Source organism: Phenylobacterium sp. (assembly GCF_036495085.1).
Lineage (GTDB): Bacteria > Pseudomonadota > Alphaproteobacteria > Caulobacterales > Caulobacteraceae > Phenylobacterium.
The window spans coordinates 1-25,683 of the sequence record NZ_DASXNL010000008.1 but is presented as its reverse complement, the minus strand read 5'-3'; the positions used below and the strand labels follow the sequence as shown (position 1 = coordinate 25,683).

24 protein-coding genes are annotated in these 25,683 nt (G+C 66.3%); 9 read left to right on the top strand and 15 right to left on the bottom strand.

All coding sequences use genetic code 11. The features are described 5' to 3' along the window. Window positions 1-79: 79 nt before the first annotated feature. The 5 genes from VGI62_RS00950 to VGI62_RS00930 form a co-directional block, all read right to left on the bottom strand. Entirely contained in the window at window positions 80-853 is a 774-nt protein-coding gene (locus VGI62_RS00950; RefSeq protein WP_331502512.1) for a tyrosine-protein phosphatase, read from the bottom strand. Between the two features lie 62 nt (window positions 854-915). Continuing rightward, on the bottom strand, window positions 916-1,167 hold the full coding sequence (locus VGI62_RS00945; protein ID WP_331502511.1) for a hypothetical protein: 252 nt from the start codon (window positions 1,165-1,167) through the stop codon (window positions 916-918). 69 nt (window positions 1,168-1,236) lie between these two features. Beyond that, the gene (locus VGI62_RS00940; RefSeq protein WP_331502510.1) at window positions 1,237-2,688 is read right to left on the bottom strand and encodes an AMP nucleosidase; all 1,452 of its coding nucleotides are present in this window, start codon (window positions 2,686-2,688) and stop codon (window positions 1,237-1,239) included. 63 nt (window positions 2,689-2,751) lie between these two features. Then, window positions 2,752-3,411 (bottom strand): Crp/Fnr family transcriptional regulator, encoded by a 660-nt coding sequence (locus VGI62_RS00935; RefSeq protein WP_331502509.1) that lies wholly within the window; start codon window positions 3,409-3,411, stop codon window positions 2,752-2,754. A 156-nt stretch (window positions 3,412-3,567) separates the two neighbouring features. Next, window positions 3,568-3,900, bottom strand: a complete 333-nt coding sequence (locus tag VGI62_RS00930) for a UrcA family protein (protein WP_331502508.1) — start codon at window positions 3,898-3,900, stop codon at window positions 3,568-3,570. A 159-nt stretch (window positions 3,901-4,059) separates the two neighbouring features. Between VGI62_RS00930 and VGI62_RS00925 the strand changes: the two genes are divergently transcribed. Together VGI62_RS00925 and VGI62_RS00920 are read left to right on the top strand one after the other, a co-directional pair. Then, a complete protein-coding gene (locus tag VGI62_RS00925; RefSeq protein ID WP_331502507.1) occupies window positions 4,060-5,316 on the top strand; it encodes a dicarboxylate/amino acid:cation symporter in 1,257 nt (418 codons plus the stop codon). Window positions 5,317-5,430: 114 nt separating this feature from the next. Continuing rightward, window positions 5,431-6,837 carry a putative bifunctional diguanylate cyclase/phosphodiesterase gene (locus tag VGI62_RS00920; RefSeq protein ID WP_331502506.1) on the top strand — a complete coding sequence of 469 codons (1,407 nt, stop codon included), beginning with the start codon at window positions 5,431-5,433 and terminating at the stop codon, window positions 6,835-6,837. Window positions 6,838-6,901: 64 nt separating this feature from the next. On the opposite strand, the gene VGI62_RS00915 is transcribed toward VGI62_RS00920, so the two are convergent. After that, entirely contained in the window at window positions 6,902-9,046 is a 2,145-nt protein-coding gene (locus VGI62_RS00915; RefSeq protein WP_331502505.1) for a PQQ-dependent dehydrogenase, methanol/ethanol family, read from the bottom strand. Window positions 9,047-9,266: 220 nt separating this feature from the next. Continuing rightward, window positions 9,267-10,139, bottom strand: a complete 873-nt coding sequence (locus VGI62_RS00910; protein WP_331502504.1) for a hypothetical protein — start codon at window positions 10,137-10,139, stop codon at window positions 9,267-9,269. 279 nt (window positions 10,140-10,418) lie between these two features. Here VGI62_RS00910 and VGI62_RS00905 point away from each other — a divergent pair, with 279 nt between their 5' ends. The 6 genes from VGI62_RS00905 to VGI62_RS00880 all read left to right on the top strand — a co-directional run bounded on the left by VGI62_RS00905 (window position 10,419) and on the right by VGI62_RS00880 (window position 14,548). Then, the gene (locus VGI62_RS00905) at window positions 10,419-10,619 is read left to right on the top strand and encodes a hypothetical protein (protein WP_331502503.1); all 201 of its coding nucleotides are present in this window, start codon (window positions 10,419-10,421) and stop codon (window positions 10,617-10,619) included. Window positions 10,620-10,795: 176 nt separating this feature from the next. Continuing rightward, window positions 10,796-11,524 (top strand): methyltransferase, encoded by a 729-nt coding sequence (locus VGI62_RS00900; RefSeq protein WP_331502502.1) that lies wholly within the window; start codon window positions 10,796-10,798, stop codon window positions 11,522-11,524. A gap of 3 nt (window positions 11,525-11,527) precedes the next feature. After that, window positions 11,528-12,565 (top strand): NADP-dependent oxidoreductase, encoded by a 1,038-nt coding sequence (locus VGI62_RS00895; RefSeq protein WP_331502501.1) that lies wholly within the window; start codon window positions 11,528-11,530, stop codon window positions 12,563-12,565. Window positions 12,566-12,634: 69 nt separating this feature from the next. Further along, on the top strand, window positions 12,635-12,934 hold the full coding sequence (locus VGI62_RS00890) for a hypothetical protein (protein ID WP_331502500.1): 300 nt from the start codon (window positions 12,635-12,637) through the stop codon (window positions 12,932-12,934). A 251-nt stretch (window positions 12,935-13,185) separates the two neighbouring features. Beyond that, window positions 13,186-14,220 (top strand): M4 family metallopeptidase, encoded by a 1,035-nt coding sequence (locus tag VGI62_RS00885; RefSeq protein WP_331502499.1) that lies wholly within the window; start codon window positions 13,186-13,188, stop codon window positions 14,218-14,220. A 40-nt stretch (window positions 14,221-14,260) separates the two neighbouring features. Next, window positions 14,261-14,548, top strand: a complete 288-nt coding sequence (locus tag VGI62_RS00880; protein WP_331502498.1) for a protealysin inhibitor emfourin — start codon at window positions 14,261-14,263, stop codon at window positions 14,546-14,548. A 42-nt stretch (window positions 14,549-14,590) separates the two neighbouring features. On the opposite strand, the gene VGI62_RS00875 is transcribed toward VGI62_RS00880, so the two are convergent. The 3 genes from VGI62_RS00875 to VGI62_RS00865 form a co-directional block, all read right to left on the bottom strand. Next, on the bottom strand, window positions 14,591-15,667 hold the full coding sequence (locus VGI62_RS00875; protein ID WP_331502497.1) for a hypothetical protein: 1,077 nt from the start codon (window positions 15,665-15,667) through the stop codon (window positions 14,591-14,593). A 219-nt stretch (window positions 15,668-15,886) separates the two neighbouring features. Next, complete coding sequence (locus VGI62_RS00870; RefSeq protein WP_331502496.1) at window positions 15,887-16,267, bottom strand: YciI family protein; 381 nt, start codon at window positions 16,265-16,267, stop codon at window positions 15,887-15,889. A gap of 123 nt (window positions 16,268-16,390) precedes the next feature. Further along, window positions 16,391-17,434, bottom strand: a complete 1,044-nt coding sequence (locus VGI62_RS00865) for a ribonucleotide-diphosphate reductase subunit beta (RefSeq protein WP_331502495.1) — start codon at window positions 17,432-17,434, stop codon at window positions 16,391-16,393. Between the two features lie 122 nt (window positions 17,435-17,556). Between VGI62_RS00865 and VGI62_RS00860 the strand changes: the two genes are divergently transcribed. Then, the gene (locus tag VGI62_RS00860) at window positions 17,557-18,213 is read left to right on the top strand and encodes a glutathione S-transferase family protein (RefSeq protein ID WP_331502494.1); all 657 of its coding nucleotides are present in this window, start codon (window positions 17,557-17,559) and stop codon (window positions 18,211-18,213) included. Window positions 18,214-18,240: 27 nt separating this feature from the next. On the opposite strand, the gene VGI62_RS00855 is transcribed toward VGI62_RS00860, so the two are convergent. The 5 genes from VGI62_RS00855 to VGI62_RS00835 form a co-directional block, all read right to left on the bottom strand. Further along, entirely contained in the window at window positions 18,241-19,116 is an 876-nt protein-coding gene (locus VGI62_RS00855; protein ID WP_331502493.1) for a lipid A-modifier LpxR family protein, read from the bottom strand. 263 nt (window positions 19,117-19,379) lie between these two features. Continuing rightward, window positions 19,380-21,251: a ribonucleoside-diphosphate reductase subunit alpha gene (locus tag VGI62_RS00850; protein WP_414695611.1), complete on the bottom strand. Its 1,872-nt coding sequence runs from the start codon at window positions 21,249-21,251 to the stop codon at window positions 19,380-19,382. 326 nt (window positions 21,252-21,577) lie between these two features. Beyond that, window positions 21,578-22,045 carry an MAPEG family protein gene (locus VGI62_RS00845; protein WP_331502491.1) on the bottom strand — a complete coding sequence of 156 codons (468 nt, stop codon included), beginning with the start codon at window positions 22,043-22,045 and terminating at the stop codon, window positions 21,578-21,580. An 81-nt stretch (window positions 22,046-22,126) separates the two neighbouring features. Then, window positions 22,127-25,222 (bottom strand): bifunctional proline dehydrogenase/L-glutamate gamma-semialdehyde dehydrogenase PutA, encoded by a 3,096-nt coding sequence (gene putA, locus VGI62_RS00840; protein ID WP_331502490.1) that lies wholly within the window; start codon window positions 25,220-25,222, stop codon window positions 22,127-22,129. Window positions 25,223-25,394: 172 nt separating this feature from the next. Then, window positions 25,395-25,683: OmpA family protein (locus tag VGI62_RS00835; protein WP_331502489.1), on the bottom strand; the 289-nt coding region annotated here is incomplete at its 5' end.

The window sequence follows — 25,683 nt, the reverse complement described above, 5'->3', positions numbered from 1 at the left end:
AACGGGTGCGAACCGACAGCTCAGTCGCCGCTGCAAGCGCCATACCCCAAGCCTTGCGAACCTGGCTTCAGGCCGACGCCTAGGCCAGCAAGCGATCGCGCACGCGCGCCCTTAAGTCGGCGTCCAGCCCGAGCGCGGCCTGCAGATAGCCGTCGAGCGACCCGTTCTCCTCACGGATGGCGGCGAAGGATTCGGCGAGGTATTCGGCTTCGACCCGCATCACGGTCATCAGCGCCTCGTCCGAGGCCATCCGTCCGGTGGCCCCGCGGATCGCCTCACGGATCAGCGGCAGCAGTTTGGCGAGGCGCTCGGCGTCGTTGGTCAGCAGATAGTCTTCCTGGATGTCGTCGTCGTGCACGCCGGTGATGTGATGGGTCAGCGCGCAGAGGATCCCCGTGCGGTCCTTGCCGGCGGCGCAGTGCACCAGGACGGGGCCGTCAGCTTCGGCCAGGGCTCGGAAGTAGCGGGCGTAGAGGTCGATGTGGCGCTGCTGGAACGGCGCCTTGCGGTAGTAGTCGAACAGGTAAGCCCTGACGGAGGCGGCCGTCAGATCGGACCCCATGATGAAGCTCGACCATTCGTCGGCGGTGTCCTGGCCGATGTCGTTGTCGATCACCCTGGCGGCGAAGCCAGGCCACCGGCGGCTCGGATCACGCTCGCGTTCGTTCGCCCGGCGCAGGTCGACGACAACTGCCAGCCCAAGATCGGCGAGCTTGGCGAGGTCGGCGTCAGTGGCCTTGGCCTGGTGGGCCGAACGATAGAGCAGACCTGGCCTCAATCGCCGCGCGCCCGCGGCGTAGCCGCCAAAGTCGCGGAAATTATCGATGCCCTCGAACGCGATGTTCCGTGCCATTCGCCTGCTCTAACCGACTTCCTCGACAAAATGGCGACGGCGAGTCCGGGAAGGCGCCGCCGTCAGGCCGCATCGCGCTGCGCGGCCAGGCCCCTGCAGATCATTTCCAGGCCGAGGATCGCCATGACCTGGCCTACCATCGAAATAAGCGCCATCAGCGCCAAACCGAGCCGGAAGAACAACCACTCGGAAAACGTGGAGCGGTCGTCGGCGATGAACAGGATCGCGCCGAAAATCGTGACGCCGCCGGCCGCCAGCACCGCGCCCAGCCAGATGCGGCCTCTGGAGGGTTCCAGCGCCTTGCGAACAGGCATGTCGGCCCGGCCATGCATTTCGCGCGATGTTCTCGCCCGGCCGTCCCGGCGTCAACTCACCCGGAAAATCTAGCGGAAAGGCGGTTCGTCGAAGCTGCGGAGCTTGCGGGAATGCAGCCGCGGACCTTCCTCACGCAGCAAATCCATGGTCGCGACCCCGATCTGCAGATGCTGGCCGATGGCGCGATCGTAGAAGGCGTTGGCCTGCCCGGGCAGCTTGATTTCCCCGTGCAGCGGTTTGTCCGACACGCAAAGCAGCGTCCCGTAGGGAACCCGGAAACGGTATCCCTGGGCGGCGATGGTCGCCGACTCCATATCGATGGCCACGGCGCGGCTCTGGTTGAAACGAAGCGCGCTGGAGGAATAGCGCAGCTCCCAGTTGCGGTCGTCGGTGGTCACCACGGTGCCGGTCCGCAAGCGGCGCTTCAGGAGCTCGCCGCTTTCGCCGGTCACGATCTCAGCGGCCCGGTTCATCGCAACCTGCACCTCGGCGATCGCCGGGATCGGGATTTCCGGCGGCAACACTTCGTCGAGCACGTGGTCATCGCGCAGGTAGGCATGGGCCAGTACGTAGTCGCCGATAGTCTGACTGCCTCGCAGGCCGCCGCAGTGGCCGATCATCAACCAGGCTTGCGAGCGCAGCACCGCCAGGTGATCGCATATGGTCTTGGCGTTTGACGGGCCGACGCCGATGTTCACCAGGGTGACCCCGGCTCGACCTTCGGCCATCAGGTGGTAGGCCGGCATCTGGTGACGGCGCCACGCGGCGGCGGCGACTGCGGCTTCAGGGTTCGGCGTGTCGGCGGTGACCAGCACATTTCCCGCCGCGGAGAGGGCCTTGTATGGCCCCCCGGCGGTGAGCTGCTCGCAGCCCCAGCGGACGAACTCATCGACGTAGCGATGGTAGTTGGTGAACAGAATGTACTGCTGCACGTGCTCGGCAGGCGTACCTGTGTAGTGCGTCAGTCGCGCCAGCGAGAAGTCCGTACGCAGACCGTCGAATAGCGAGAGCGGCCTGGGCCGATGGGTGTCATTCGCCCAGGAGCCGTCGGCGATCTCGTCGCCGATGTAGGCCAGCTCGGTCGTCGGGAAATGCCGCGCGATCTCGGCCGAACTGATGTCGGCAAGCGCGATATCGGCCTGGCCGTCCAACACGTAGGGGAAGGGCATCTCCTGGTTGGAGCGGCCGACCTCGATCTCCACGTCGAAATCCTGCGCCAGCAGGGTCAGCTGCTCTATCAGGTAGGCGCGATAAAGGTCGGGCCTGGTGACGGTCGTAACGTAGCGACCCGGCGCGCCGATCCGCGCATAGGCGCGGCCGATCCGCGGGAAGGGCTGGCCGGCCGGCCAGTTCAGGCGCAGTTCTGGATAAGCGAAGGCCCCGGCGGCGCGCAGCGCCGGATCTGGCGGCGCTCCTCCGGCCAGGAAATCCTTCAGGGCGCCCCTCAGGGCCTCGACCGACTTGCGGTATTCGTGTTCCAGCCGATCCACGATGCCGGCTGCGTCCGTCTTCGATTTCATGCCGCCTTATAGCTGCAGCATTCCCGGCTTGCGAGTGCGTGGCGGCCCGCGCGACGACCGGCGTCAGTCGTCGAATTGCTGCCGCACGAGCTGGGCGAGCTGATTGTCGTCGAGCAGTCGGACACCGGCCTGGGTCACCTCGACCCAACCCTTGGCGCTCCATTCGCTGAGCTTGCGGTTGACGCGCTCACGCGAGGCGCCGACGCGGCGGGCCATTTCCGATTGGGTCAGAGCGACCAGCCCACGTGCGTTCCTCTGGGCCTGGAGTTCCCGCGCCAGCCGCCCGCCCAGGTCCAGTGTGGCGCGATCTTCGAGGGCGGCGTTGGTGCGTCGCAGCCGGCCGGTCAGCTCCACGAGCAGGGCCACGGCGGCCCTGGGTTCGGCCTCGAGGGTGTCCAGCAAGGCGGAGCGCGGGATACGCCACAGGCGGCTGCGACGCGTGGCGGCCATGTCGGCTGAGCGGGCGCCGCCGTCGAGGGCTGCGAATTCGCCCGCCACCGCCCCTCGTCCAAGCGCCGCCAAGCGCAATTCCCGGCCGCCGGCGGAGCTTCGGCGCACCTCAATCTCGCCCTCGAGCACGATGTAGACGGCGTCGCCCGGATCTCCCTCCTGGCAGAGCATCGCGCCCGCCGCCAGGTCGACCGCGGCTCCTGAACGGGCCAGGGCGGTCAGCGTCGCTTCCGGGAGCGACGCCAGGATCTCGCTGCCCTGAAAGGCAGCCACAACGTCCCTCAAAGCCTCGGTCAACGAAGATGGCATGCCACACCCATCGCGGGGCGGCGAAGGACGAAGGGCGTCCGTCGGCGCGCCGTCCATCACTCTAACACGAGCTGGACCGCCGACGGACGCCCTGACCGCAATGCCCATTGGGGGGAGGGCTCAGTGGGCGTCGCGGCTGGCCAGTCGAATGGTCGATCGGCCCTTGTAGAGGGCTGTGACCGTGGGGGCGTTCAGCGAACTGACGGCTTGGTCGGTCATCTGCATTTCGCAGCGCTGGTGCTCGATCCGGCGGGTGAAAGTGATTTGGTCATAGTCGCCGCAGAACAGCATCGCAGCGTTCTTGATGCGACGCAGGGCGGCTTCAGCGCCTTGCGGACTGGCGACATTCAGATCGCCCATGTGAACGACCATGGTGTCCGTTTCCGCCTGGGCGGCGGTGACGGAGAGCAGGCTGACCGCGATGAGGGCGGCGCCGATACCGATGCGAGTCATTGCAGATGTCCTCGAATTCAGCGATCGCGGGTTGCGATGACCGTTTTTGTAGAGGTCTGCGGCGCCGGTTGATGTGATGCGGGTCACAGGAGCGGCGGGATGGACGAAGCCAGGCTTCCCGGCGACAAAGGCGCCCGAAGCAAAGTCCGCGGACCTCCCATGAATCGCGTTTTCACGATCCTCATCGTCTCGGCCATGGTGCTGGGCATCGCCGTTGGATGGGCGGTCAACCAGTACGCGTCTCCCGCCTCCGCCAAAGCGGTGGCGGAGAACCTGTCGATCATCACCGATGTCTTCCTGCGCCTGATCAAGATGATCATCGCCCCTCTTGTGTTCTCGACGCTGGTGTCCGGCATCGCCCACATGGAGGATTCGGCCAGCATCGGCCGCGTGGGGATCAAGGCGCTGGGCTGGTTCATCTGCGCCTCGATCGTTTCCCTCACCATCGGCCTGATCATGGTCCACCTGCTCCAGCCGGGGGCGGGCCTGTCGCTGCCGATGCCGGACGCCACCAGGGCCGCCTCGGCCGTGGACATGAGCAAGTTCACGCTGAAGGCCTTCGTCACCCACCTGGTGCCGGCCTCGATCATCCAGGCGATGGCCGACAACGAGATCCTGCAGATCGTCATCTTCTCGGTGTTCATCGGCACCGCCGTCTCGGCGCTGGGCGAACGGGCGCATGCGGTGTCGGCCCTCGTTGAGCAGATCGCATCGATCATGCTGAAGGTGACCGGCTACGTCATGAGGACCGCGCCCTTCGCGATCTTCGCGGCGTTGGCGGCGACCATCGCGACCCAGGGCATCGGCGTCCTGGCGACCTACGCCAGGTTCGTGGGCGGCTTCTACGTGTCGCTGGGCCTGCTCTGGGGACTGCTGATCGCCGTGGTGAGCGCGATCGTCGGCGCCCGGGCGCTGAAGCTGATGGCCGCAATCCGCGAACCCGCACTGCTGGCCTTCTCCACGGCCTCCTCGGAGGCGGCCTATCCCGGAACGCTGCAGGCGCTTGAGAAGTGGGGCGTCTCCAAGCGGGTGGCCAGTTTCGTCCTGCCGCTCGGCTACTCGTTCAACCTCGACGGCTCGATGATGTACTGCACCTTCGCGACGCTGTTCATCGCGCAGGTCTATGGCGTGCACCTCTCAATCGCCCAACAGATCACCATGCTGTTGCTGCTGATGGTCACGTCCAAGGGCATGGCCGGCGTCCCGCGGGCATCGTTAGTGGTGATCGCCGCCACCCTGGCCTACTTCAATCTGCCGGAGGAAGGGCTGCTCCTGATCCTGGCTGTCGACCACCTGCTCGACATGGGCCGCTCGGCCACCAATGTGGTCGGCAACTCCGTCGCCGCCGCGGTCGTCGCCAAGTGGGAGAATCAGATCGAAGTTCCTGCACTCGCCATGGCCGAGCCTGCTGAATAGGGGCCCGGAAAACCGAGCGGGGGCACATCTCCCGTTAGGCATGTCGTTTAACGGGGCGTTCGCCGCGCCGGAGCCATAAGGGCGAATAGTCTTCAGCCTGAGGCTTTTCCATCCGTGCCCGATCGCGTCCAACAACTTGCGGAACTGACCGCACGGGTCGCCGAACTGGAGTCTGAACGCGAGCTGACGCTCAGGCTTGCCCAGACCGATTCCTTGACCGGCCTGGTCAATCGCGGCGCCTTCACCGCAGCGCTTTGCGAACGCCTGGAGACGGCCAGGGAGGCGGGCGGACGCCTTGCGCTGTTCGTCGTCGACCTCGATCGCTTCAAGCACCTGAACGACACGCTCGGCCACCACGCGGGCGACCTCTTCCTGGCAGAAGTGGGCGAGCGGCTCCGCTCCGACGCCGGCCCCGGCGACCTCGTGGCCCGGTTAGGCGGCGATGAGTTCGCGGTGATCTCCGACGATCCGAAGGTCGCCGAGCGCGCGCAACGACTGGTTAGCCTGTTCACCCAGCCCCACCTGATCTACGGGCGCCAGGTCTCGCCGGGCGCCTCGGTCGGCGTGGCGGTCTACCCCGACGACGCCTCCGACGCCGGAGATCTGCAGCAATTCGCAGACATGGCGCTCTATCGCGTCAAGACCCAGGGCGGTCGCCGTTGGTCGGCTTTCGACGCCGAGCTGCGCGCCGAAAGCCAGCATCGCCGCACCCTGGAGGAGGAGCTTCGCCGCGCCATCCCCGCCGGCGAGATCGAGCCCTGGTTCCAGCCGGTGGTCGACTCAGCCGATGGACGCATCGTCGGCGTCGAGGTGCTCGCCCGTTGGCGCCATCCCGAGCACGGCCTGCTGACGCCGGCCGCCTTCGTGCCGATGGCTGAGGAGCTTGGCCTGATCGGGCGCATCGATGAGGCGGTTTTCGAGGCCGGCTGCTCGCAGGCCGCCCCCTGGGTCGCCGAGGGCCTAATCGAGGTGGTCTCGTTCAACGTCTCGCCCCGCGACCTCCTCGACCCCAGCTTCTCGCGCAAGCTGATCGGCCGTCTTGCCGGCACCGATCTTCCCGCCACGGCGCTGACTGTCGAAATCACCGAGACCTTCCTGCTGCGCGACCTGGCGCTTTCGCGCCGCCACATCGAGCGGCTCTCGGCCAAGGGCGTGCGGATAGCGCTGGACGACTTCGGCACCGGTTATTCGAACCTGCGCGCATTGATGCATCTGCCGATCCAGACCGTGAAGCTCGATCGCAGCCTGATTTGTGACGTCGCCAAGGATGCGCGCGTTGCGAAGCTGGTCGGCTCCATGCTGCACGCGGCCCGCGCGCTAGGCGTCCTCATCGTCGCCGAGGGCGTCGAGGAAGAGGCTCAGGCGATCCTGCTGCGCGCCGCCGGTTGTGAGCGGATGCAGGGCTACTGGTTCGCCAAGCCCATGCCCGCCGACCAAATGGAGACCGAATTGCGCGCCTCCCGAGCGGCCGCGCCACGCAGTCTCTGCACCGAGCCCCTCCGCCGCCGCGCGCACGGGTGACACTTCGGCCAGCTCCGCTTTTTTGTCACGGCGGGTTTGCCGCGACCCTTAGGTGAAGTCCTGCTTAGCGGCCGCCGCCGCCCTTCGCCGCGGCCTCCGCGGCCGCCTTGTCCTTGTTCGCCTGGCTGACGATGTAGTGGAAGATCGCCTCGGACTGGCCCTCGGCAAGCGTCGACTTGAACGAGACCATGCCATTGAACTTCCGTGAGCCGCCCAGCACGATCTCGTTCCACTCGGCCAGGCTCTTCAGCACCGGCGAGTAGCGCAGGTCGGGGATCGATTTGTCAGCGACGCCGCCCGCGCCATGGCAGCCGGCGCAGATCCGGCCATATGCCCCCTGGCCGTCGATCACCTGTTCGTTGGTGCCGGTGAGCAGCGGCGGGTTCAGGGTGCGCGGTGCGGCGTCGGCGCTCTGCACGGCTGCAGTCGGCAGGCTGGACCTTGCGCCTAGCTTGAAGACCAGGATGCGCGAGTTGTTGGCGCTCAGCGCGCTGGTCCGGACCTGGCCGGGAGGCAGGCCGCGTGCGCCGACCAGGATCGCGACGTACTGCTCGCCATCAATCGTGTAGGTCGAAGGAGCGGCCACGACATTGGCCTGGGTCGGCGCGGACCACAGCTTTGCCCCCGTCCTGGCGTCGTAGGCGCTGAACCTGCCGCTCCAGTCGCCCGAGAACACCAGGTCGCTGGCTGTGACCATTGTCCCGTGGGGTCCGTAGTCCGTGTCCGGCGCCCGCCAGACCTCCTTCTGCGCCACCGGGTCCCAGGCCTGCAGGTAGCTTTTGATGTTTCCCCGCGGCGGCGCGCCCGGTTGGGCGTAGAGCTTGGTGATCTCGTCCGAGAACGACACGGTTCCGGTGTTGTAGACTCGGTCGCCGAGCTTGAATCCCTCTGGCTTGGCGCTGGCGAAGCCTGTCGTGTTCTCGGTCACCGGGATATAGACGAGGCCGGTCCGCGGGCTGAACGACATCGGATGCCAGTTGTGCGCACCCAGCGGGGCCGGCTGCACCACGGCCGCCTTCGTGTCGGTATAGCGGACGGCCGGATTCTCCACAGGCCGGCCGGTCTTCAAGTCGATCTTCGTGGCCCAGTTGGCCGGGGCGAATTTCTCGGCCGACAGCAGTTTCCCGGTCTTCGCATCCCAGACGTAGAAGAACCCGGTCTTCGGCGCCTGCATCAGGACATGGCGCGCCACCCCGCCGATCTTCAGATCGGCCGTCATCAAGGGGTTGGTGTTGTCATAGTCCCACTCGTCGCCGGGCACCTCCTGGTAGTGCCAGACATACTTTCCAGTGTCGGCGTTGACCGCGATGATCGAGGAGACGAACAGGTTGTCGCCACCCCCAGGCGAGCGGATCTCCTGGCTCCACGACAGGCCGTTACCGGTGCCGAAGTAGACAAGGTTGGTCTTGGGGTCGAAGAGGATGGTGTCCCAGGCCGTCGCGCCCCCGCCGAATTTCCACCACTCGCCGGTCCAGGTTTTAGCGGCCTTCTCGAGCAGCGGGGTGTTGGTCGGGTCGCCCGGCTTGGCGGGAACAGTGTAGAACCGCCACTTCAACTTGCCCGTCGCGGCGTCATAGGCCGAGACATAGCCGCGGCAGGTGTATTCCGCCCCGGCGTTACCGATGATCACCATCCCTTTCACGACCCGTGGGACCTGGGTGATCGTGTAGGGCTCCTTCGGGTCCGTGGTCTGCACCGACCAGGCGACCTTCCCGGTCTTGCCGTCCAGCGCGATCAGCCGCCCGTCCAGGGCCCCCAGGTAGATCTTGCCCTTCCAGGCCGCGACACCGCGGTTGACGACGTCGCAGCAAGCGATCTGGCCGGTCGCGCGGTCGACCTTGGGGTCGTACTCCCAGAGTCTCTCGCCGGTCTTGGCGTCGAAAGCCTTCACCATGCTCCACGCCGTCGTGACGTAGAGGACGCCGTCGACCACCACCGGTGTCGCTTCCTGGCCGCGCTCGCTATCGATGTCGCCGTACCAAGCCAGGCCCAAGCCTTTCACGTTGGCCTTGTTGACCCCGGTCAGCGGGCTGTAGCGCTGCTCGTCATAGGTCCGGCCGGCGGACATCCAGGTCCCCGGCTCCTTGTCGGCCGCCAGTTGACGGGCGCCGTCCACCGCCGCGGCGCCACGAGGGAGCTGACCGCCCTGCGCCGAGGCCGTCAGCGCCCCACCGAACGCCAATGGCAACGCCGCGCCTAACGCGAGCAACAAGATTTCCAGCCTGTTGCTTCCTAGTCTGGTGCTTCCCGGTTTCTCACGTCCCTGTCGCGTGCTCCGGCGCGTCACCGCGCGCAGGCCGTCGTGGCTCTCTTGATTCTTCATGTCGCGCTCCCCTCGCCGCTTTTCTCACATCGGCGGAACACGAGACAAGGTCGGCGGCGACGGCCTGCGCGACGCTTTCCGTTCGCTGGTCGCTAGACGGAGAGCCTCACTGCGCGGCGGACGTGATCTGAGCCACGAGTTCTTGCAGCTGATCGCCGCTAATGAGGGTCACGCCCCGAGATTTGGCGCGATCGAGGTCCTCGTCGGGCGGGCTTGGCCCGACAACCATCAGCGTCGGCTTGTCCTCCACCGATTCACAGACGCGCAGGCCAACCGATCGAGCAACGGCGCCCATGTAGTCGATCCGTTCCGCCGACCAGCCGGCGAAACAGACCGCGTGGTCCTCGACCCCGCCGGACATCATCTGCAGAAACTCCGCTTCAGGGATCGTCCGGACCGGCGGATAGTGCCAGGCGTCCTCCTCGCTGAGCGGTTCGCCGCGCAGACGCGCCGCCACCCTAGGCGACGGCGGCGGCGGCTCGACCTTGGCCTCCAGCTGGACTGGCCAGGCCAGCCCGAGCCTCACCACGTAGGGCGCACGCACGCCATCTTCGTCGATGGAGCCGCCGAACACGTAGGCGGGGCACGCCGCCACCGCAGAGGCGACGCCGAGGTCCTTGAGCCGCGCAAGATAATCGGCGCCGTCCTTGCTCTTCAGGTGACCGACGCGCAGGCCATCGATCACCACGGTCACCGCGTCGGAGGCCGATGGGCTCTCCATCTCAGGAACCAGCAGGGCGTCGCAAAAGTAGTTGGCGCCTTGCACATCCCCTGGCGGCGCGACACCGCCGATCGCAGCCAATGCGGCCTGATAGTGGTTCTCACCAGCGATCTCGAAGTCGCACCAGCGCCGCCCCTGGAGCCGCAAGGGCGGCGTGTCGGGCAAGTCCGCCAGATCCTGCTTCGGGGTCCGACGCAGGGTGTAGAACAAGAGGGCTACCGATATGGCGCCAAGGATAAGTGCGAGGAAAAATACCAACTGCCCCCCCTGATAACGGTCACCCGTGCGCCAGGCGCGTAAGTTTCCGAGCCTGAGCGACACGCAGCCCCTCATTGAAGAACGGCGTTTCGAGTCGAATGGTTTCAGCAACGAGCTGACGAACTGCGTTAGGCAGGCGAGCAAGCCGCAAGGAATTCGCGCCGATTGGCCACCCTTTGCGCGGGCGTGCTCACGCGCTGTTGACCATGATTGGCTTTCGCGAAGATGCGACTCAGCCACTCTGCTGCGCAAGGGGGCCTTAGACCGGGTAGTCGCCAAATGGCTGAAGCAACGTACGTCGCCTTCGTTCCCGCCAAGAAGCGTGATCGTCTGCTCGAAATGCTGCAGACGGAGGACACCGCACCGCTCGTCTGGCACGAGCGGCGGAGCTGGTTCGGCAGCGAGTTCTATTTCTCAGGGCCGGCCGCCCTCGCCCGCAAGGCCCAGGCCTATGTCACCGAGTGGGTCATCGAAGGCTAGCCGGACAAGATCGGCCCGCGCCTCGGCGTCGGAGCCGGAAGCGATGTCCACGTAAGGGGCGCAAAGCTACGCCGTGGCTGCGGCGGCCCGGCAAGGCGGACAGCAAGTCCCGTCCTTGACTTCGGGAGTGCGACGGGCTCGCATCCCACCACGATCCGTGTCCGGGAGCCACGTCCATGTCGCGCATGACCATCCTGGCGGCCGCAGCCGCGGTGACACTGGTCCTGGGGCTACCCCCGCCGACCTTCGCCCAGCAACCTGTCCAGGCCCAGGCGGACGCCCTGACAGATCCCGCCATGAAGGGGCCCGATGTCATAGCCTTCATAGGCGTCAAGCCCGGCGACAAGGTGGCCGACATCGTAGCCGGCCGGTTCGTCCGGGCGCTGAGCCAGTCCGTCGGGCCTAAGGGCAAGCTCTATGCGGTCATGCCCTCCGAGGTGGTCAAGGCCCATCCGGAGGTTGTCGGCATCCTGCACCGCCTGACCTCCGACCCGGCCTACGCCAACGTGACGGTCACCGAGCCGCCGATCGACATGCCGGCCTTGCCGCCCGGCCTGGACGCCGTCTTCATCCGGCAAAATTACCACGACCTCCACGACCGGTTCATGGGGCCTGCCGACGTGGCGGCGTTCAACAGGAACGTCTTCGCCGCGCTAAAGCCCGGCGGCGTGTACGTGGTGCTGGACCACGCCGCGACGCCCGGCTCCGGCCTGGCGGACACCGACACCAGGCACAGGATCGATGAGGCCGCGGTGAAGTCCGAGGTCCTGGCGGCCGGCTTCAAACTCGACGGCGAGAGCAAGATCCTCGCCAACCCCGCCGACGATCACTCGAAGTTCGTCTTCGACCCCGCCATCCGGGGAAAGACCGACCAGTTCCTCCTGCGCTTCAAGAAGCCGGGATAGCGGGTGAACCGATACTGGACCCTGTCGGCCCGCCCGCTCCCCGCCTGGCCTGGGCCGGACACCTTTGAGCTGCGCGAGGCCCCGATCCCTGAGCCGGGGCCCGGCCAGGCGCTGACTCGAACGATCTATGTTTCGCTGGATCCTTATCAGTGGGGCTACAAGCGGCGTGGCGTCGAGCCGCCCGGCGCACCCTGCCACGCCCGCACCGTGGCCCAAGTCGTCGAGAGCCGAATGGAGGGATTTGAGGCCGGAGACCTCGTATTCAACACCAACGGCTGGGCCGAATACGGTCTCATGGGCGAGGGCGTCCAGCGGCCGGCATACATGATCCCACGAAAGCTTGATCCGACTCTGGGGCGAATTTCGCAGGCGGTGGGCGTGCTCGGCATGCTCGGCCTCACAGCCTACGCCGGCATGATCTTGATGGCCGACCCCAGGCCCGGAGAGACTGTGGTGGTCTCGGCCGCTTCGGGTGGGGTAGGTCAGATCGCCGGTCAGCTCGCCCGCCTGCGTGGAGCTCGTGTCGTAGGGATCGCCGGCCGCGAGGAGAAGTGCCGCTTCGTCGTCGAAGAGCTTGGCTTCGACGCCGGTGTCTCGCACTTGAGCCCGACCCTGCCACAGGACCTGCGCGCCGCCGTGGCCGGGGGCGTCGACGTCTATTTCGAGAACGTCGGCGGGGCGGTGTTCGACGCGGTCCTGCCGCTGTTCAATCGGGGCGCTCGCATGACGATCTGCGGCCTGATCGCCCACTACGGGGACGAGGCGGGCGTCGACGCCCGCGCCGCTCTCATGCGTCGCGGCGAGGCGATATTCCGCAAGCGCGGCGTGAGCGTTCGCGACCTCTTCGTCGGCGACTTCGTCGCCGAACACGAGCACGCCTTCCTGCGTGACATGTCGGCCTGGGTCGCCTCCGGCGACGTCCGCTACCGCGAGGATATCCGCGAAGGTCTCGAGGTTGTGCCCGCCGCCTTCATCGAGATGCTGCAGGGCGGCAATTTTGGAAAGATGCTGGTGCGCGCGAGCCCGGACCCGACGCTCTAAAGCTGCTCTTGACTCGCCCTCGCCCGCAGGGTCGCATCACCCTCGGGCCAGGTGGGGAGGCGTCCGACGATGTTTCGACGAACAGCGTGGCTTGGCGCTGTCCTGGCGATGCAGCTTGCGGGCTGTCGCGCTACGCCGCACACCGTTTCGACCCAGGCCCAGGCCATCGCAGTCGCCAAGTCGGTCCTTGCCGGACAGCCGGGCGCCGCCGGCCCCTTTGACGCAACATACTACCAGGGGACCTGGACGGTGACTGCCAACACCGGGCCACGTTCGTCGACGTCTGTCGCCATCCTGGCACGCAATGGCATGACCTCGACCTTCACCTCCGACCTCCCCGACCCTGCTCTGCCGGTGCCAAGGCCCTAGTCCGGGCGATCATCGCCTGACCGCCGGGCAAGTCGTCTAACGCTGACCCGTGGTCGCGATCACACGTTCTGATAGTCTTTGTGAATTGACACTACCCAGGAGTGGCGCTCTTTGGCCGTAGTGCCCGCGGGGCCGGCCTATGCCGCAGGAGATCGCTTTCGCGATCCCCGCCCAATGCGTTCCGGCTCGGTGCTGCAGCTCAGTTCTCCGTCGCGTCTCAAATCTGCTCGCCCGCGAGGAAGGAAATGACCATGGCCTGCACCTGTCACATCATCCCGCAAGACGTTCTGCGCCGCTTAGCCGAAGACCCCGCCCTTAACGCGGCCGAACGCAAGTCGTTTGCGGACACCGCCGCGATCGATGTCGAATTCCGCAAGCTTCGCGAGCAAGCCGCAAAGCTTTCGCAGGTGGCCCAGTCGATCGCGGGACCGGCTCCGGCCCCGCCGCCCGCTGCGCCGACGATCGCCCTCTTCACCAGCCATCACACCCAGACCCTGCCGGGCGTGAACATCGCCAACCCTGGCGCCTCCAGCGACGTCACGGTCAAGCACGTGTTCACCGAGACCACGTCGCTGGCGAAGTTCTACCAGGACGTTTTTGGCCGGAACTCCGTGGACGGCGCCGGAATGACCCTGAATTCATCGGTCCACTATGGCCAGAAGTACAACAACGCCTTCTGGAACGGCTCGCAGATGACCTATGGCGACGGCGACGGTTCGATCTTCGTCGATTTCTCCAGGGGCAACGACGTCATCGGCCACGAGCTCACCCACGGCGTCACCCAGCACAGCCTGCAGCTCAGCTACACCGGCGACTCGGGCGGCCTGAACGAGAGCATCTCCGACTGCTTCGGCTCGATGTTCCGGCAATGGGAGGCCAGCCAGACAGTGACTCAGGCGGACTGGCTGATTGGCAAGGACATCATGGGGCCGGCGGCGATCGCCAAGGGCCTGACGTGCTTACGCGACATGGCCGATCCCGCCGCCGCGCACTGCCTGGCGCCGCAGCCGACCAAGTATTCCCAGATCACGCCTGGGATGGATCCCCATTACTCGAGCGGACCGCCCAACCTTGCCTTCTGCACCGCCTGCAAGGCCGCAGGGGGCAAAAGCTGGGAGCAGGTCGGCCAGGTCTGGTACAAGGCTTTGACGGGGTCCGGCGCCCACCCCAACATGACGATGAAGGACTTCGCCGATCGCACGCGTGCTGTTGCTGCTCAACTTTATCCCGGCAATGCTGCTATCGGCGCAGCCGTCGACAGTGGATGGAAGCAGGTGGGGCTGTAGGCCGCGCCCCACGGCGGACGCAGGGAAGGCGGCTCGGAGTATGGGCGATCTGTCCATCGAGCGGATTGGCGGCATAGGCGGCTTCGGCCTGCCCGGCTCCCGACTTACGAGCCGCGGCAGCCTGCCGTTCGAGAGCCTGTCGCCCGCTGATCAGGCGACAGTCGAGGCGCTGTTCCGGAGCGGCGGCCGATCGGCCTCCAGCCTCGCACCCCACGAGTTCCGCTACCGCATTACGCGCACGACCGCGTCAGGTCCGCAGACGATCGAGGCGGCGGAATCGCAGGTGCCGGCGGCCCTCAGGAACAGCGTCAAGGACGAGCTCCAGTAGCTGCGGGCACCCCTTGGGCGCGGGCCGCTAAGCCGATCCGCCTTAGTCGGACGCGCCCTTGGCGCCCTTCGTCACCGCGCCCTCGCGTTCGGCCGCCCGGGCGCCGGCGAGGATGCCGGGCAGAGCGTAGTTCCCCTCGTGGCAGGCGTACTCGTAAACCACGCCCTTCAATGGCGCGAATTCGTATTCGCCACCCCAGGGCTCGTTCCACGACGTTGGGTCGCTGACCGTGAACTGGTAGCGCAGGCGGTCCTTGGCGGTGCGAGTGAAGCGCTCGGTCACCTTGAGGTCCTTCCACGCGCCCATGAAAGCCTCCTGCTGCGGTATATTCGTCGTCTCGACCACCAGGGTATCGCCTTCCCACCAGCCGATGGAGTCGCCGAACCACGGCCTGATGCCGTCGCTCCGGTGCTTGGCGTTTAGCCGGATGATCCGCGTGTCGTGGACCATCTCCACCTGTATGGCGATGGCGTCAGGTGTCTGCACGATGTTGTAATCGTTGTTGTAGAAGCCGTTCGGGAACATCGGCGGCCCGGCGTTGCGCCCAAAACCGATGATGCAACGCTCGCCGATCGGCCGATTCTCAGGATTGTCGAAGGACCCGAGCGGCCCACGGCTCCCCTCGCCGCCGCCTCCGCCGTACGGTGAGTCATCGGCCCCGCCGCCCTTGCGCGGGGGCGGCTGTCCGTTCCTGGTGGTGATCAGCGAAGTCCGCGGCTGGCCCGCGACCCGCATCACGGTGTGGCCCGGATCGAGCCAGCCGCGATTGTAGCCTCCGACATCGCCGCCGGCGGCGACGAACTCCGGCTTGCTCTCGAGCCCGTTCGGCGCATTGACAGGCGCGTTCGGGTCCGTCGGCTTGTTGCCGACCTCGACCTGTTTGGTCTCTTCGTCCTCGAGCCTCTTCACCTCATCAGGTGTAAAGGTGAGCCGCTCTCCCAGTTGCGGCTTGCGAGTGAGCGGCGTCAGGGTCGAGTTGGACCAGTAGCCTCCCAGGTCGGGCTGGCCTGACGCCGTGCGGGGCGGCGCATAGGGCGCGGCCGGCGCAGCCGGCGCCAGGGTCGTCCCAAGCGCCAGCGCCAGTCCCAAGGGCGCCATGATGCAGGGGCTTGTCTTCATAGTTCTGTCCTCCCCGAGCCCGCGCGTTCGGCGCGCGCGATTCCTCAAGCCCCCTACATTGCGCACTCGAACGCCGTTCGGAAAGCAGTTCGCCGACACAACTGACCTGGCGCATTTATGGTGCGGCCAGCGCAGGGCCCCGCGCCCGCGCCAACGCCTCATCGAACGCCGAGCCTTCGTGCGACGGATCTACGGCACGTCTAGGGTGCGGGAGGACACCTACAGCGCGCCAAGGCGGATCTGTTCGACTTGTGATCCGGCCACTTGGCGGACCTCGCAAATCCCTTCCCAGCCGGGCATATGCGTCTGGTGCAGGCTCATGAAGTCGCGGGCGCTGGCGATCGCGGCGGCCATGTCGGGAAGTTCAAAGACGGCGTAGCCGCCGATCACCTCCTTGGTTTCTGCGAACGGACCGTCGGTGACGGTGAGCTTGCCCTTCCGGATCCGCACCTCCGCGCCGGTCGCGCGCGGCATCAGTCCGCCGTCGCTGATCATCCGTCCAGCCTTCACCTCGCGCTCCGCCATCGCTTGCATGGCGGCCATGAGGGACGGCGTTGGGCTGCCGGCGCCGGCGGCTTTGATGATGAACATGAAGCGCATGGGTCTCTCCTGAAGGCGCGCCATCGCGCCGGCGACCCGAGGACGGGTCAAGGACCGTCGCCCCGACATTTTGCGCCGACGGCGATCTGCGCCCCGAGACCCGTGCGCCGACCTCGGCAGGGCTCACTCCGCCGGCAGCACGTTCTCCGCCCGCTTCGTCTGCATCTGGTCGAAGGCGGCCCAGACGCCTTCATTGCCGTGCCACTGCCCGCGAGTGGCGGCTTTCGAGTATTCCGTGCTGCGCGCCTCGAAGAAATTGGCGTGTTCGACGCCCGAGAGCATCGACTGCAGCCACGGCAGCGGGTTTTCCTTCACCCCATAGACTTCCGGCAGGGCCAACTGGCGCAGGCGCCAGTCGGCGATGAAGCGGATATATTTCTTGATGTCGTCCGGCGTCATGCCCTGGACCTCGCCGGCCTCGAAGGCCAGGTCGATAAACTTGTCTTCCAGGCCTACCACCGTCTTGCAGCAGTCGACGATGTCGTCGGCCACCGCCTTGGTCACGCAGCGCGTCTCGGCATTGAACGCATGGTAGACCTTGATCATTCCCTCGCAGTGGAGGCTCTCGTCGCGGACCGACCAGGAGACGATCTGGCCCATGCCCTTCATCTTGTTGTGGCGGGGGAAGTTCATCAGCATGGCGAAGCTGGCGAACAGCTGCAGCCCCTCGGTGAAGCCGCCGAACATGGCCAGAGTGCGGGCGATATCTGCGTTCGTGTCGACCCCGAACTGCTGCATGTAGTCGTGCTTGTCGCGCATCGCCTGGTAGTCGAGGAAGGCCGTGAACTCTGAGTCCGGCATGCCGATCGTCTCGAGCAGCAGGGCGTAGGCCGCGATGTGGATCGTCTCCATGTTGGAGAACGCCGCCAGCATCATCTTCACCTCGGTGGGTTTGAAGACGCGGGCGTAACGCTCCATGTAGTTGTCGTTCACCTCGACGTCGCTCTGGGTGAAGAATCTGAAAATCTGGGTCAGGAGGTTTCGCTCACGGTCGTTGAGCTTGGTCGCCCAATCCTTGCAGTCCTCGCCCAGCGGCACCTCCTCGGGCATCCAGTGGACCTGCTGCTGCTTCTTCCAGAACTCGTAGGCCCATGGATAGCGGAAGGGCTTGTAGGCCGCCGATGGGGTGAGCAGGCCCGGAAGGGTGCGGATGTTGGACGAGGTCACGGTTGCGGAATCCCGTACGCTTGCGGATGCTGAGATAGGAAGTTAGCCACCGATCGGCAACCATATCTAGTGACAAGTTAGTACCCTTACCCAAGATGTTGTTAACAAGCCTGGGGACGATTATGGACGGCGGCTACGTGGTCTATGGGGCGGCCGGCGCCGGCTCGGTTCCCGTCGAGGCGGCGCTCACCCTGCTGGACCAGCCCTACCGGGTGGTTGAGGCGGCCAGCCGGGACCAAGGCGCCGCCAACGAGGAGGTGGCGCGCGTCAACCCGATGCGTCAGGTCCCGGCGCTGATTCTGCCGTCGGGCGAGCTGATGACCGAAAGCGCGGCGATCCTGATCCACTTGGCCGAGAGCCATCCGCGCTCGGCCCTTGGACCGCCGATCGGTTCAGCCTTGCGGCCCAGGTTCTTGCGCTGGATGGCCTTCATCTCGGCCCAGATCTACGCGCTTTATTGGATCCGCGATGCGCCCTCGCGCCTGGCCGCAGACCTGGATCATGAGGCGCTGCTGCGCGAGCGCACCGCGGCGCGCATCGCCGAGTGCTGGCGAATCATGGGCAGCCAGATCGAGCCCGTCGGGCGCTTCATGCTGGGCGAGGAGATTTCGGTGCTCGACCTCTACATGACCGTGGTTTCCCGCTGGGGGCCGCGCCGCCGGGTCTTCTACGAGGCCGCCCCGCGACTGGGCGGCGTCGTGCGCGCCGTCGATGGCGAGCCACGCCTCGCGGCGCTCTGGGCCGCGCGTATGCCATTCAAGGAAGGCTGGGAGAGCTGACGATTTCGCTCCGGCGCCGGCAGGGCCCTAGCGTTGCGGGCGGATAGACAGCGAGAAGGCGAGCAGGTCGTCGGGACGGGTGTCCTGGCCCCAGAGCATATGCTGGCCTTTCACCTCGCGATGGATGTAGCCCACAGAGGTCTGTACGGCGCCCTTGCGCCAGCCAACGCCGAGTTGAGCGTCACCGATCAGGGTCGAGGTCTGGTCGGTCGTCCAGCCGGCGCGGTCCCAGCCCGTGTCATTGTGGAGCATGTTCAGGCCGACCGCGCGGCCGCTGGCGGCGGCGAACAGGTACCAGCGCCCCTGGTCGCCGAAGCTGGCGCCATCGCTGATGCCGAGCGCTTTCAGCCTCTGGGCGGCGTTCGCGTCGCGCTGCATCAGCTGAAGGGTCGCGCCGGCTTCCGCCGATCCGCCCAGGTTGGTGACGCCGACGCCGGCATGCGGCGTCAGGGCGACACCGAAGTCCTTGGTGTCGAACGCCAGGGCCGCCGGCCAGTCGCGGGTCAAGGCGACCTCGTAGGCGTCGGGCTGATACTGGGCGTTGGTCGGGCTGAGCGCCTGGCCGCCCGGTCCGCGCAGAGGGCCGCCGACGCTGATGCGCAAGTGGTCGACCGGCCCGCCACGCGACGTTGGCGAAAGCTGCACCGCGCTGCTAGTCCAGCGCATCGGTCCGGCGCCGGCTTCGTATCCCTCGCGCTCGACCAGACTGCTGACGGGATCGACGTCGCTTCCCGCAGTCTTCGGCGCAAACGCCGCGGTGTTCAGCAGGGCCAGCGCGGCGGAATCCTCGCCCCGGCCGGCCGGCGTCTGCATCAGAGACGCATTGGTCGAGACCGATTGCGCGCCGGCGGAGCTCGCCGCGGCGGCTGTCAGGACGGTGGCCAGAATAGCCAGCGGCCGCATCGCTCACTCTCCCACCCGCAGACTCTTCTGATCTGCGACGTCGCGTTAGCGAAAGCCACAAACCGAACCGCGGTTCCCCGTCCAGAGCGTAGGGATGCCCCCACGTCTTTTCGAGTCAATTCTCCGGATGCAAAAGGCATGCCGCAGGCCGTTGAGGGGATCAGTCACCTCTACCGGTTTCTGAGAAATAGCTCGCCCATTTGAGCAAAGCCCTCGGCTGAAACCCTTATTGAGGCGCTAGGCTTCCAACTCAGCTGAAACCCTTACTGGCAAGCTAGGCATTCCTCGTAATCGGTCTTGGCCGCCCCGGACAGATCTACCGCCACCTGCGCCTCCCCGCCTGCGTGCGAAGCTCGCTGCACCGACTTGGATCGGAGGTAATACAGAGATTTACACCCGCGCTCCCAAGCAGACCAATGCAACATGTGCAGGTCCCACTTGTCTACATCGCCCGGTAGAAAGATGTTTATTGATTGCGACTGGCAGACATCAGGTGTCCTGTCCGCTGCAAGCTCGACAACCCAGCGCTGATCGATCTCGAACGCGGTTTTATAAACTTCTTTCTCGTCCTGCCCCAAGAATTCGAGGTGTTGTACCGAGCCCTCATTCTCGAGGATCGAGTCCCAGACCGCAGCTGTGTTGTGACCAGTCTGCTCGAGCAGGCGTTCCAGATAGGGATTTTTGACCGCGAACGTGCCCGACAGCGTCTTGTGGCTGTAGATGTTCGCCGGGATCGGCTCAATGCCGGCGGAGGTCCCTCCGCAGATGATCGAGATCGACGCGGTCGGCGCGATCGCCAGCTTGTGGCTGAAGCGCTCCATCATCCCGCGCTCCTCGGCGTCCGGGCAGGGGCCCCGCTCGGCGGCGAGGGTCCGCGAGGCCGCATCGCACTGTCGGCGCAGGGTCTTGAAGAGCCGCATGTTCCAACTCTTGGCGAGCGCACTCTCGAACGGCACGTTCTGCGCCTGCAGGAAGCTGTGGAAGCCCATCAGGCCCAGGCCCACCGACCGCTCGCGCTTGGCGGCGTAGACGGCGTTCTTCATCTCCGGCGGGGCGCGGTCGATGAAGTCCTGCAGCACGTTGTCGAGGAAGCGCATGACATCCTCGATGAAGGTCGGGTGGTCGCGCCACTCCAGGAATGTCTCGGCGTTCACCGAAGACAAGCAGCAGACCGCGGTGCGCTCGACGCCCAGATGATCCTTGCCCGTGTGCAGCATGATCTCGGAGCAGAGGTTCGACTGCCGAACCGACAAGCCAAGCTCGCGCTGATGCTGCGGCATCGCGCGGTTCACGGTGTCGGCGAAAATCAGATAGGGCTCGCCGGTCTGCAGCCGGATCTCGAGGATCTTCTGCCACAGCGAACGGCTGTCGACTTCGCGCACGACCTCCTTGGTCTTCGGCGAGCGCAGACCAAACATGGCCCCGTCCCGCACCGCCTCCATGAATTCGTCCGAAATGCTGATCCCGTGATGGAGATTCAGGCTCTTCCGATTGAAGTCGCCCGAGGGTTTGCGAATCTCCAGGAACTCCTCGATTTCCGGATGGTGGATGTCGAGGTAGACGGCCGCCGAGCCTCGCCGCAGCGAGCCCTGACTGATCGCCAGCGTCAGAGAATCCATCACCCGAATGAATGGGATGATGCCGCTGGTCTGGCCGGCGCCCTTCACCTTCTCGCCGATCGAGCGCACGCCGCCCCAGTAGGTGCCGATGCCGCCGCCGTTGGAAGCAAGGTGGACGTTCTCGTTCCAGACGCTCTGGATACCTTCCAGGCTGTCGGGCACGGCGTTCAGGAAGCAGGAGATCGGCAGGCCGCGGCCCGCACCGCCGTTCGACAGCACCGGCGTCGAGGGCATGAACCAGAGTTTCGAAATATAGTCGTAGACCCGCTGGGCGTGGTCGGCGTCATCGGCGTAGGCCGTCGCCACGCGGGCGAACATGTCCTGGTAGGATTCACCTGCCAGCAGGTAGCGGTCTTCCAGCGTGGTCTTGCCGAAATCGGTCAGCAGGGCGTCGCGCGAGCGATCGACCTCGACCTTTCGGACCAGCTGCAGCTGCGGCCGCTCCGATCGGCCGGCAACCGGCTCAATTCCTTCGGCAATCCCAACTTTCGCCGCTTCACTCATTCCCTGACCCATGCCCCTTTAGAAACCAGACCCAATGAAAGCCTGTTCCCAGCCCCACATGTTGTGGGCGACACGCCCGAGCAACCTACATATGGGGCACCCGTCCTAATGACTCGTCAATGAGGCGGCTCATCGGCGCCCAGTTTTTTTTGTAAACCAAAGGTTAATGACGTGCTTCGCCCTCGACAGATCAAGGGCTTGGCGGCCGTTGCCTCAGCCCAGGTCACGAGACTGTGAAAGGTGGAGCGGCTGGGCCGAAGGCAATCGGCGACACCGACAACCACCCCACCCGGTTGAGGTCCCGTTCTTCTAGCTTGAATCCTGTCGGGCAGCTTGGCTCAGGCGCCCAGCGCGACAATCAGGGTCTTGGCGGCCATGTATATCAGGATCAGCGATCCCGGAGTCCATAGGGCCGCTCGCATGTCGTGGGTCTGCGCTGAGAGATAGGCCAGGAAATGCGCAAGGCGCGTCGCTACGTAGCCATAGAATAACCACTGCGCGAGCAGCGGCGACGGCTGGGTGAAAACGAACAGAAACCCAGCGACGAGAAAGAACGGCAGGTTCTCTAGGTCGTTCATCTGAATGCGGCGGATGCGCTCGACCCGCTCGTCGGGCGCCAGCTGGGCTGGGTCCGGATTGGGATTGAGCGGGGTCTTGCGGATGTCTTCGGGCGAACGGAAGCCGCCGTTGGACCGTATCATGCGCACGACGGTAAGCCAGGACATGGCGACCGCCTTCAGGATCATCAGGCTGGCGGCGATGGCATAGGCCGCGAAGACCGGATTCTGCAGCGATAGCATGGGCATGGGCCGCTCCTGGACCGGGTGCCCGGCAGAAAGGCCAAGCTTAGCGGTCTTGATCTCGCGCCGCCACTGCCCTCCGCGCCCTTAAGGATTGAGGTTGAGCAGCGCCGGATCGCCGCCCTGAGCGGCAATATTCACGCTGACCGAGCGTTCGACAGCGTAGCGAAGCAGAGCGTGGGGGCCGCCGGCCTTGGGGCCCGTCCCCGAAAGTCCTTCGCCGCCGAACGGCTGGACGCCGACGACAGCGCCGATCATCGAGCGGTTTACGTAGGCGTTGCCGGCCGGAACCGCAGCACGGACCTCATCTGCGAAGGCCTCGATGCGGCTGTGCACGCCGAGCGTCAGGCCGTAGCCGGCCGCGGCCAGGGGGCCCGCCGCCGCTTCGAGGTCGTGGGGGTCATAGCGAACGACGTGCAGGATCGGTCCGAAGACTTCCTTCTGCAGGAAAGCCGCCGACGGGATTTCCGCCAGGACAGGCGCAAAGAAATGGCCGCCGGCCGGCGAAGCCAGTTCGTGAAGGACCTTGGCCTCGGCGCTCAAGCGTTCGCGATGGGCGGCCAGCGCCTTTCTGGCGTCCTCGTCGATCACCGGGCCGATGTCGGTGCGCGGGTCGGCGGGATCGCCGATCACCAGCGCATCCATGGCGCCCGCCAGGCCCTCGATCAGGGCGTCGGCTGTGTCATGCGGCGCAAACAGCATTCGCAACGCGGAGCAGCGCTGACCGGCGGACCCGAAGGCGGAGGCGACCACGTCGTCGATCACCTGCTCGCGCAACGCGGTCGTGTCCACAAACATGGCGTTCAAACCGCCGGTCTCAGCGATAAACGGCACGATAGGGCCTTGCCGAGCGGCCAGGGTGCGATTGATCGCCCAGGCAGTGTCAGTGCCGCCAGTGAAGGCGACGCCGGCGCAGGACCGGTGCTGAACCAGCGCCTGGCCGATCGTCCCCCCATCGCCCGGCAGGAGGTGCAGCAGGGCCGGGTCCAGCCCCGCAGCGTGGAAAAGCCGCACGGCCGCCGCCGCGATCAGCGGCGTTTGCTCGGCCGGCTTGGCCAGCACAGCGTTGCCGGCGGCGAGGGCAGCGGCGATCTGGCCGGTGAAGATGGCCAGCGGGAAATTCCACGGGCTGATGCAGGCGAAGACGCCGCGACCGTGCAGAGACAGCTGGTTGGTCTCGCCGACCGGGCCTTTGAGTGTCTCCGGATGCGCGAATTGCCGTTCGGCGAGGCTCGCGTAGTAACGGCAGAAATCGGCCGCTTCGCGGATCTCGGCGACGCCGTCGGCCACCGTCTTGCCGGCCTCGCGCACGCAGATGGCGATGAGCCGATCGCGATCGGTTTCGAGGGCGTCGGCCATGGCCCGGAGCACGGGCGCACGGCCTTCTCCACCCCGATCGTTCCAGGCTGGCTGAGCTTTCACGGCGGCGGCGTAGGCGGCGTCGACGTCAGCCTGCGTAGCGTCAGCGACCTCCCCGATGGTTCGTGCAATATCCGACGGCGAGACGCGAGCACGGCCAGGCCGCGCCGGCGTTGCGCCCGCCACGACGGGCGCCGCCTCCAGCAACGGCAACGCGACGATGGCGCCCGCCAGACGCGCCCGTGTCTCTGCGATGGAGATATCCATTCCGCCGGAGTTCCGGCGGCTGGGACCGTAGATGTCGATCGGCAGTGGGATGCGCGGGTGAGGCCCGCCGCCCGAGGCCTCGATGACCGCGATCGGGTCGGAGACCACCTTCTCGACCGGCGTCCGCTCGTCCAGCAGGGCATGGACGAACGAGGTGTTGGCGCCGTTCTCCAACAGACGGCGGACAAGGTAGGGCAGCAGGTCCTCGTGGCTGCCGACCGGTGCGTAGACCCGCAACGGGAATGCGCCGTAGCGCTCGCGGGCGCCGGCGTAGAGCGCCTCGCCCATGCCATGCAGGCGCTGGAACTCCGGCGATAGACCGGCCTGCGTCGCCATCAGCCGGACAGCGGCCAGGGTGTGGGCGTTGTGGGTGGCGAACTGACCGTAAAGCGCCGGGGCCGCCGACAGCAACGCTCGGGCGCAGACCAGGTAGGAGAGATCGGTCGCGGCCTTCGTGGTGTAGACGGGATATCCGGGGAGGCCTGCGACCTGGGCGCGCTTAACTTCCGAATCCCAATAGGCGCCCTTGACCAGCCGCACCATCAGCCGCCGCCCGCTTGTCCGCGCGATGCCGGCCACGGCTTCGATGACCTTGGGCCCGCGCTTTTGATAGGCCTGGACGGCGAGGCCCAGCCCAGTCCATCCGCCGAGGTCCGCCTCGCCTGCCAGCCGCTCGAGGATCTCCAGCGATATCGCGAGGCGATCGGCCTCCTCGGCGTCCAGGGTGAGGTTGATGTCAGCCTTGGCGGCCAGGAGCGCCAGGCGCTTGATCCGCGGATAGACCTCGCCCCAGACCCGCTCGGGTTGACGCGCCTCATAGCGTGGTGAGAGGGCCGAAAGCTTGACGGAGACACCGTGGCCGACTTCCGGGCCGCCATGGACACTGGCCGCCCCGTGCTTTGCGACGACACTCAGGGCGGCCGCGTAGGCCGCTTCATACCGGTCGGCGTCTGCCTCGGTGCGGGCGCCCTCGCCGAGCATGTCGAAAGAGCAGGTGACCCCCTCCTGGGCCGCGCGCTTGATCGCCTTTTCGATCGTCGCGCCCAGCACGAACTGCTCGCCCATGATCCGAACCGCCGCGCCGACCGCGCGACGGATCACCGGCTCTCCCAGGCGGCCGGCCAGCCTGCGGACAAAGCCCGGAAGGTCAGCCCTGGCCTCCTCGTCCGGGTCGATCAGTTTGCCGGTGAGCATCAAGCTCCAGGTCGAGGCGTTGACCAGAAGTGACTCAGAGGCGCCCGCATGGCTCGCCCAGTCGGCCGAGGCGATCTTTTCAGCGATCAGCTTGTCGCGGGTTTCCTCATCCGGCGTGCGGAGCAGGGCCTCGGCCAGGCACATCAGCGCCAGGCCTTCGCGCGTGGAGAGGCTGAATTCCTGCAGGAAGCTCTCGACGACGCCTTGGCGGCGCGCGCCGCGCCGGGCCGCTCTGACAAGGGCCACGGCCTCGTGCTTCACGGCCTCGCGGTCGTCAGATCCCAGCGGACGCGCCGCCAGGGCGGCCGCCACCGCCTGCCGCTCATCCGCAAATTTTGTCGCGTCCAAGTCGTCGAAAGGCATGACTGTCCCACACGTTCGCCGGGACTATTGGGAAAGACATGCGCGGGATGCAAGGGATCCCGCATTTTCCTCCCAAGCTAGAGGACTCCCGGGTGAGTGGTCTGAAAATGCAAGAAGCCCGGCCTTTCGGCCGGGCTTCCGCAACTTAGCACCGAACCTTCGGTGATCGAGATCAGAAGCTGATGTCGATCGTCGAACGGCGGTTCAGCGGTTCCTTCACGTTCGGGCCGGTGTCGACGGCCGGTTGGGTTTCGCCCTTCCAGTCGACCGACAGAGCGGTTTGCGGGACACCACCGCCGACCAGGGCGTCGGCGACGGCTTTGGCGCGACGTTCCGACAGACGGACGTTGTATGCCGCCGAACCGGAGGTGTCGGTATGGCCGACCACCACGACCTTGGTGGCGTGACCGGTGGTGGCGTACGTCGCCGCTTCCGTGATCACCGTCTGGGCTTCCGGCACC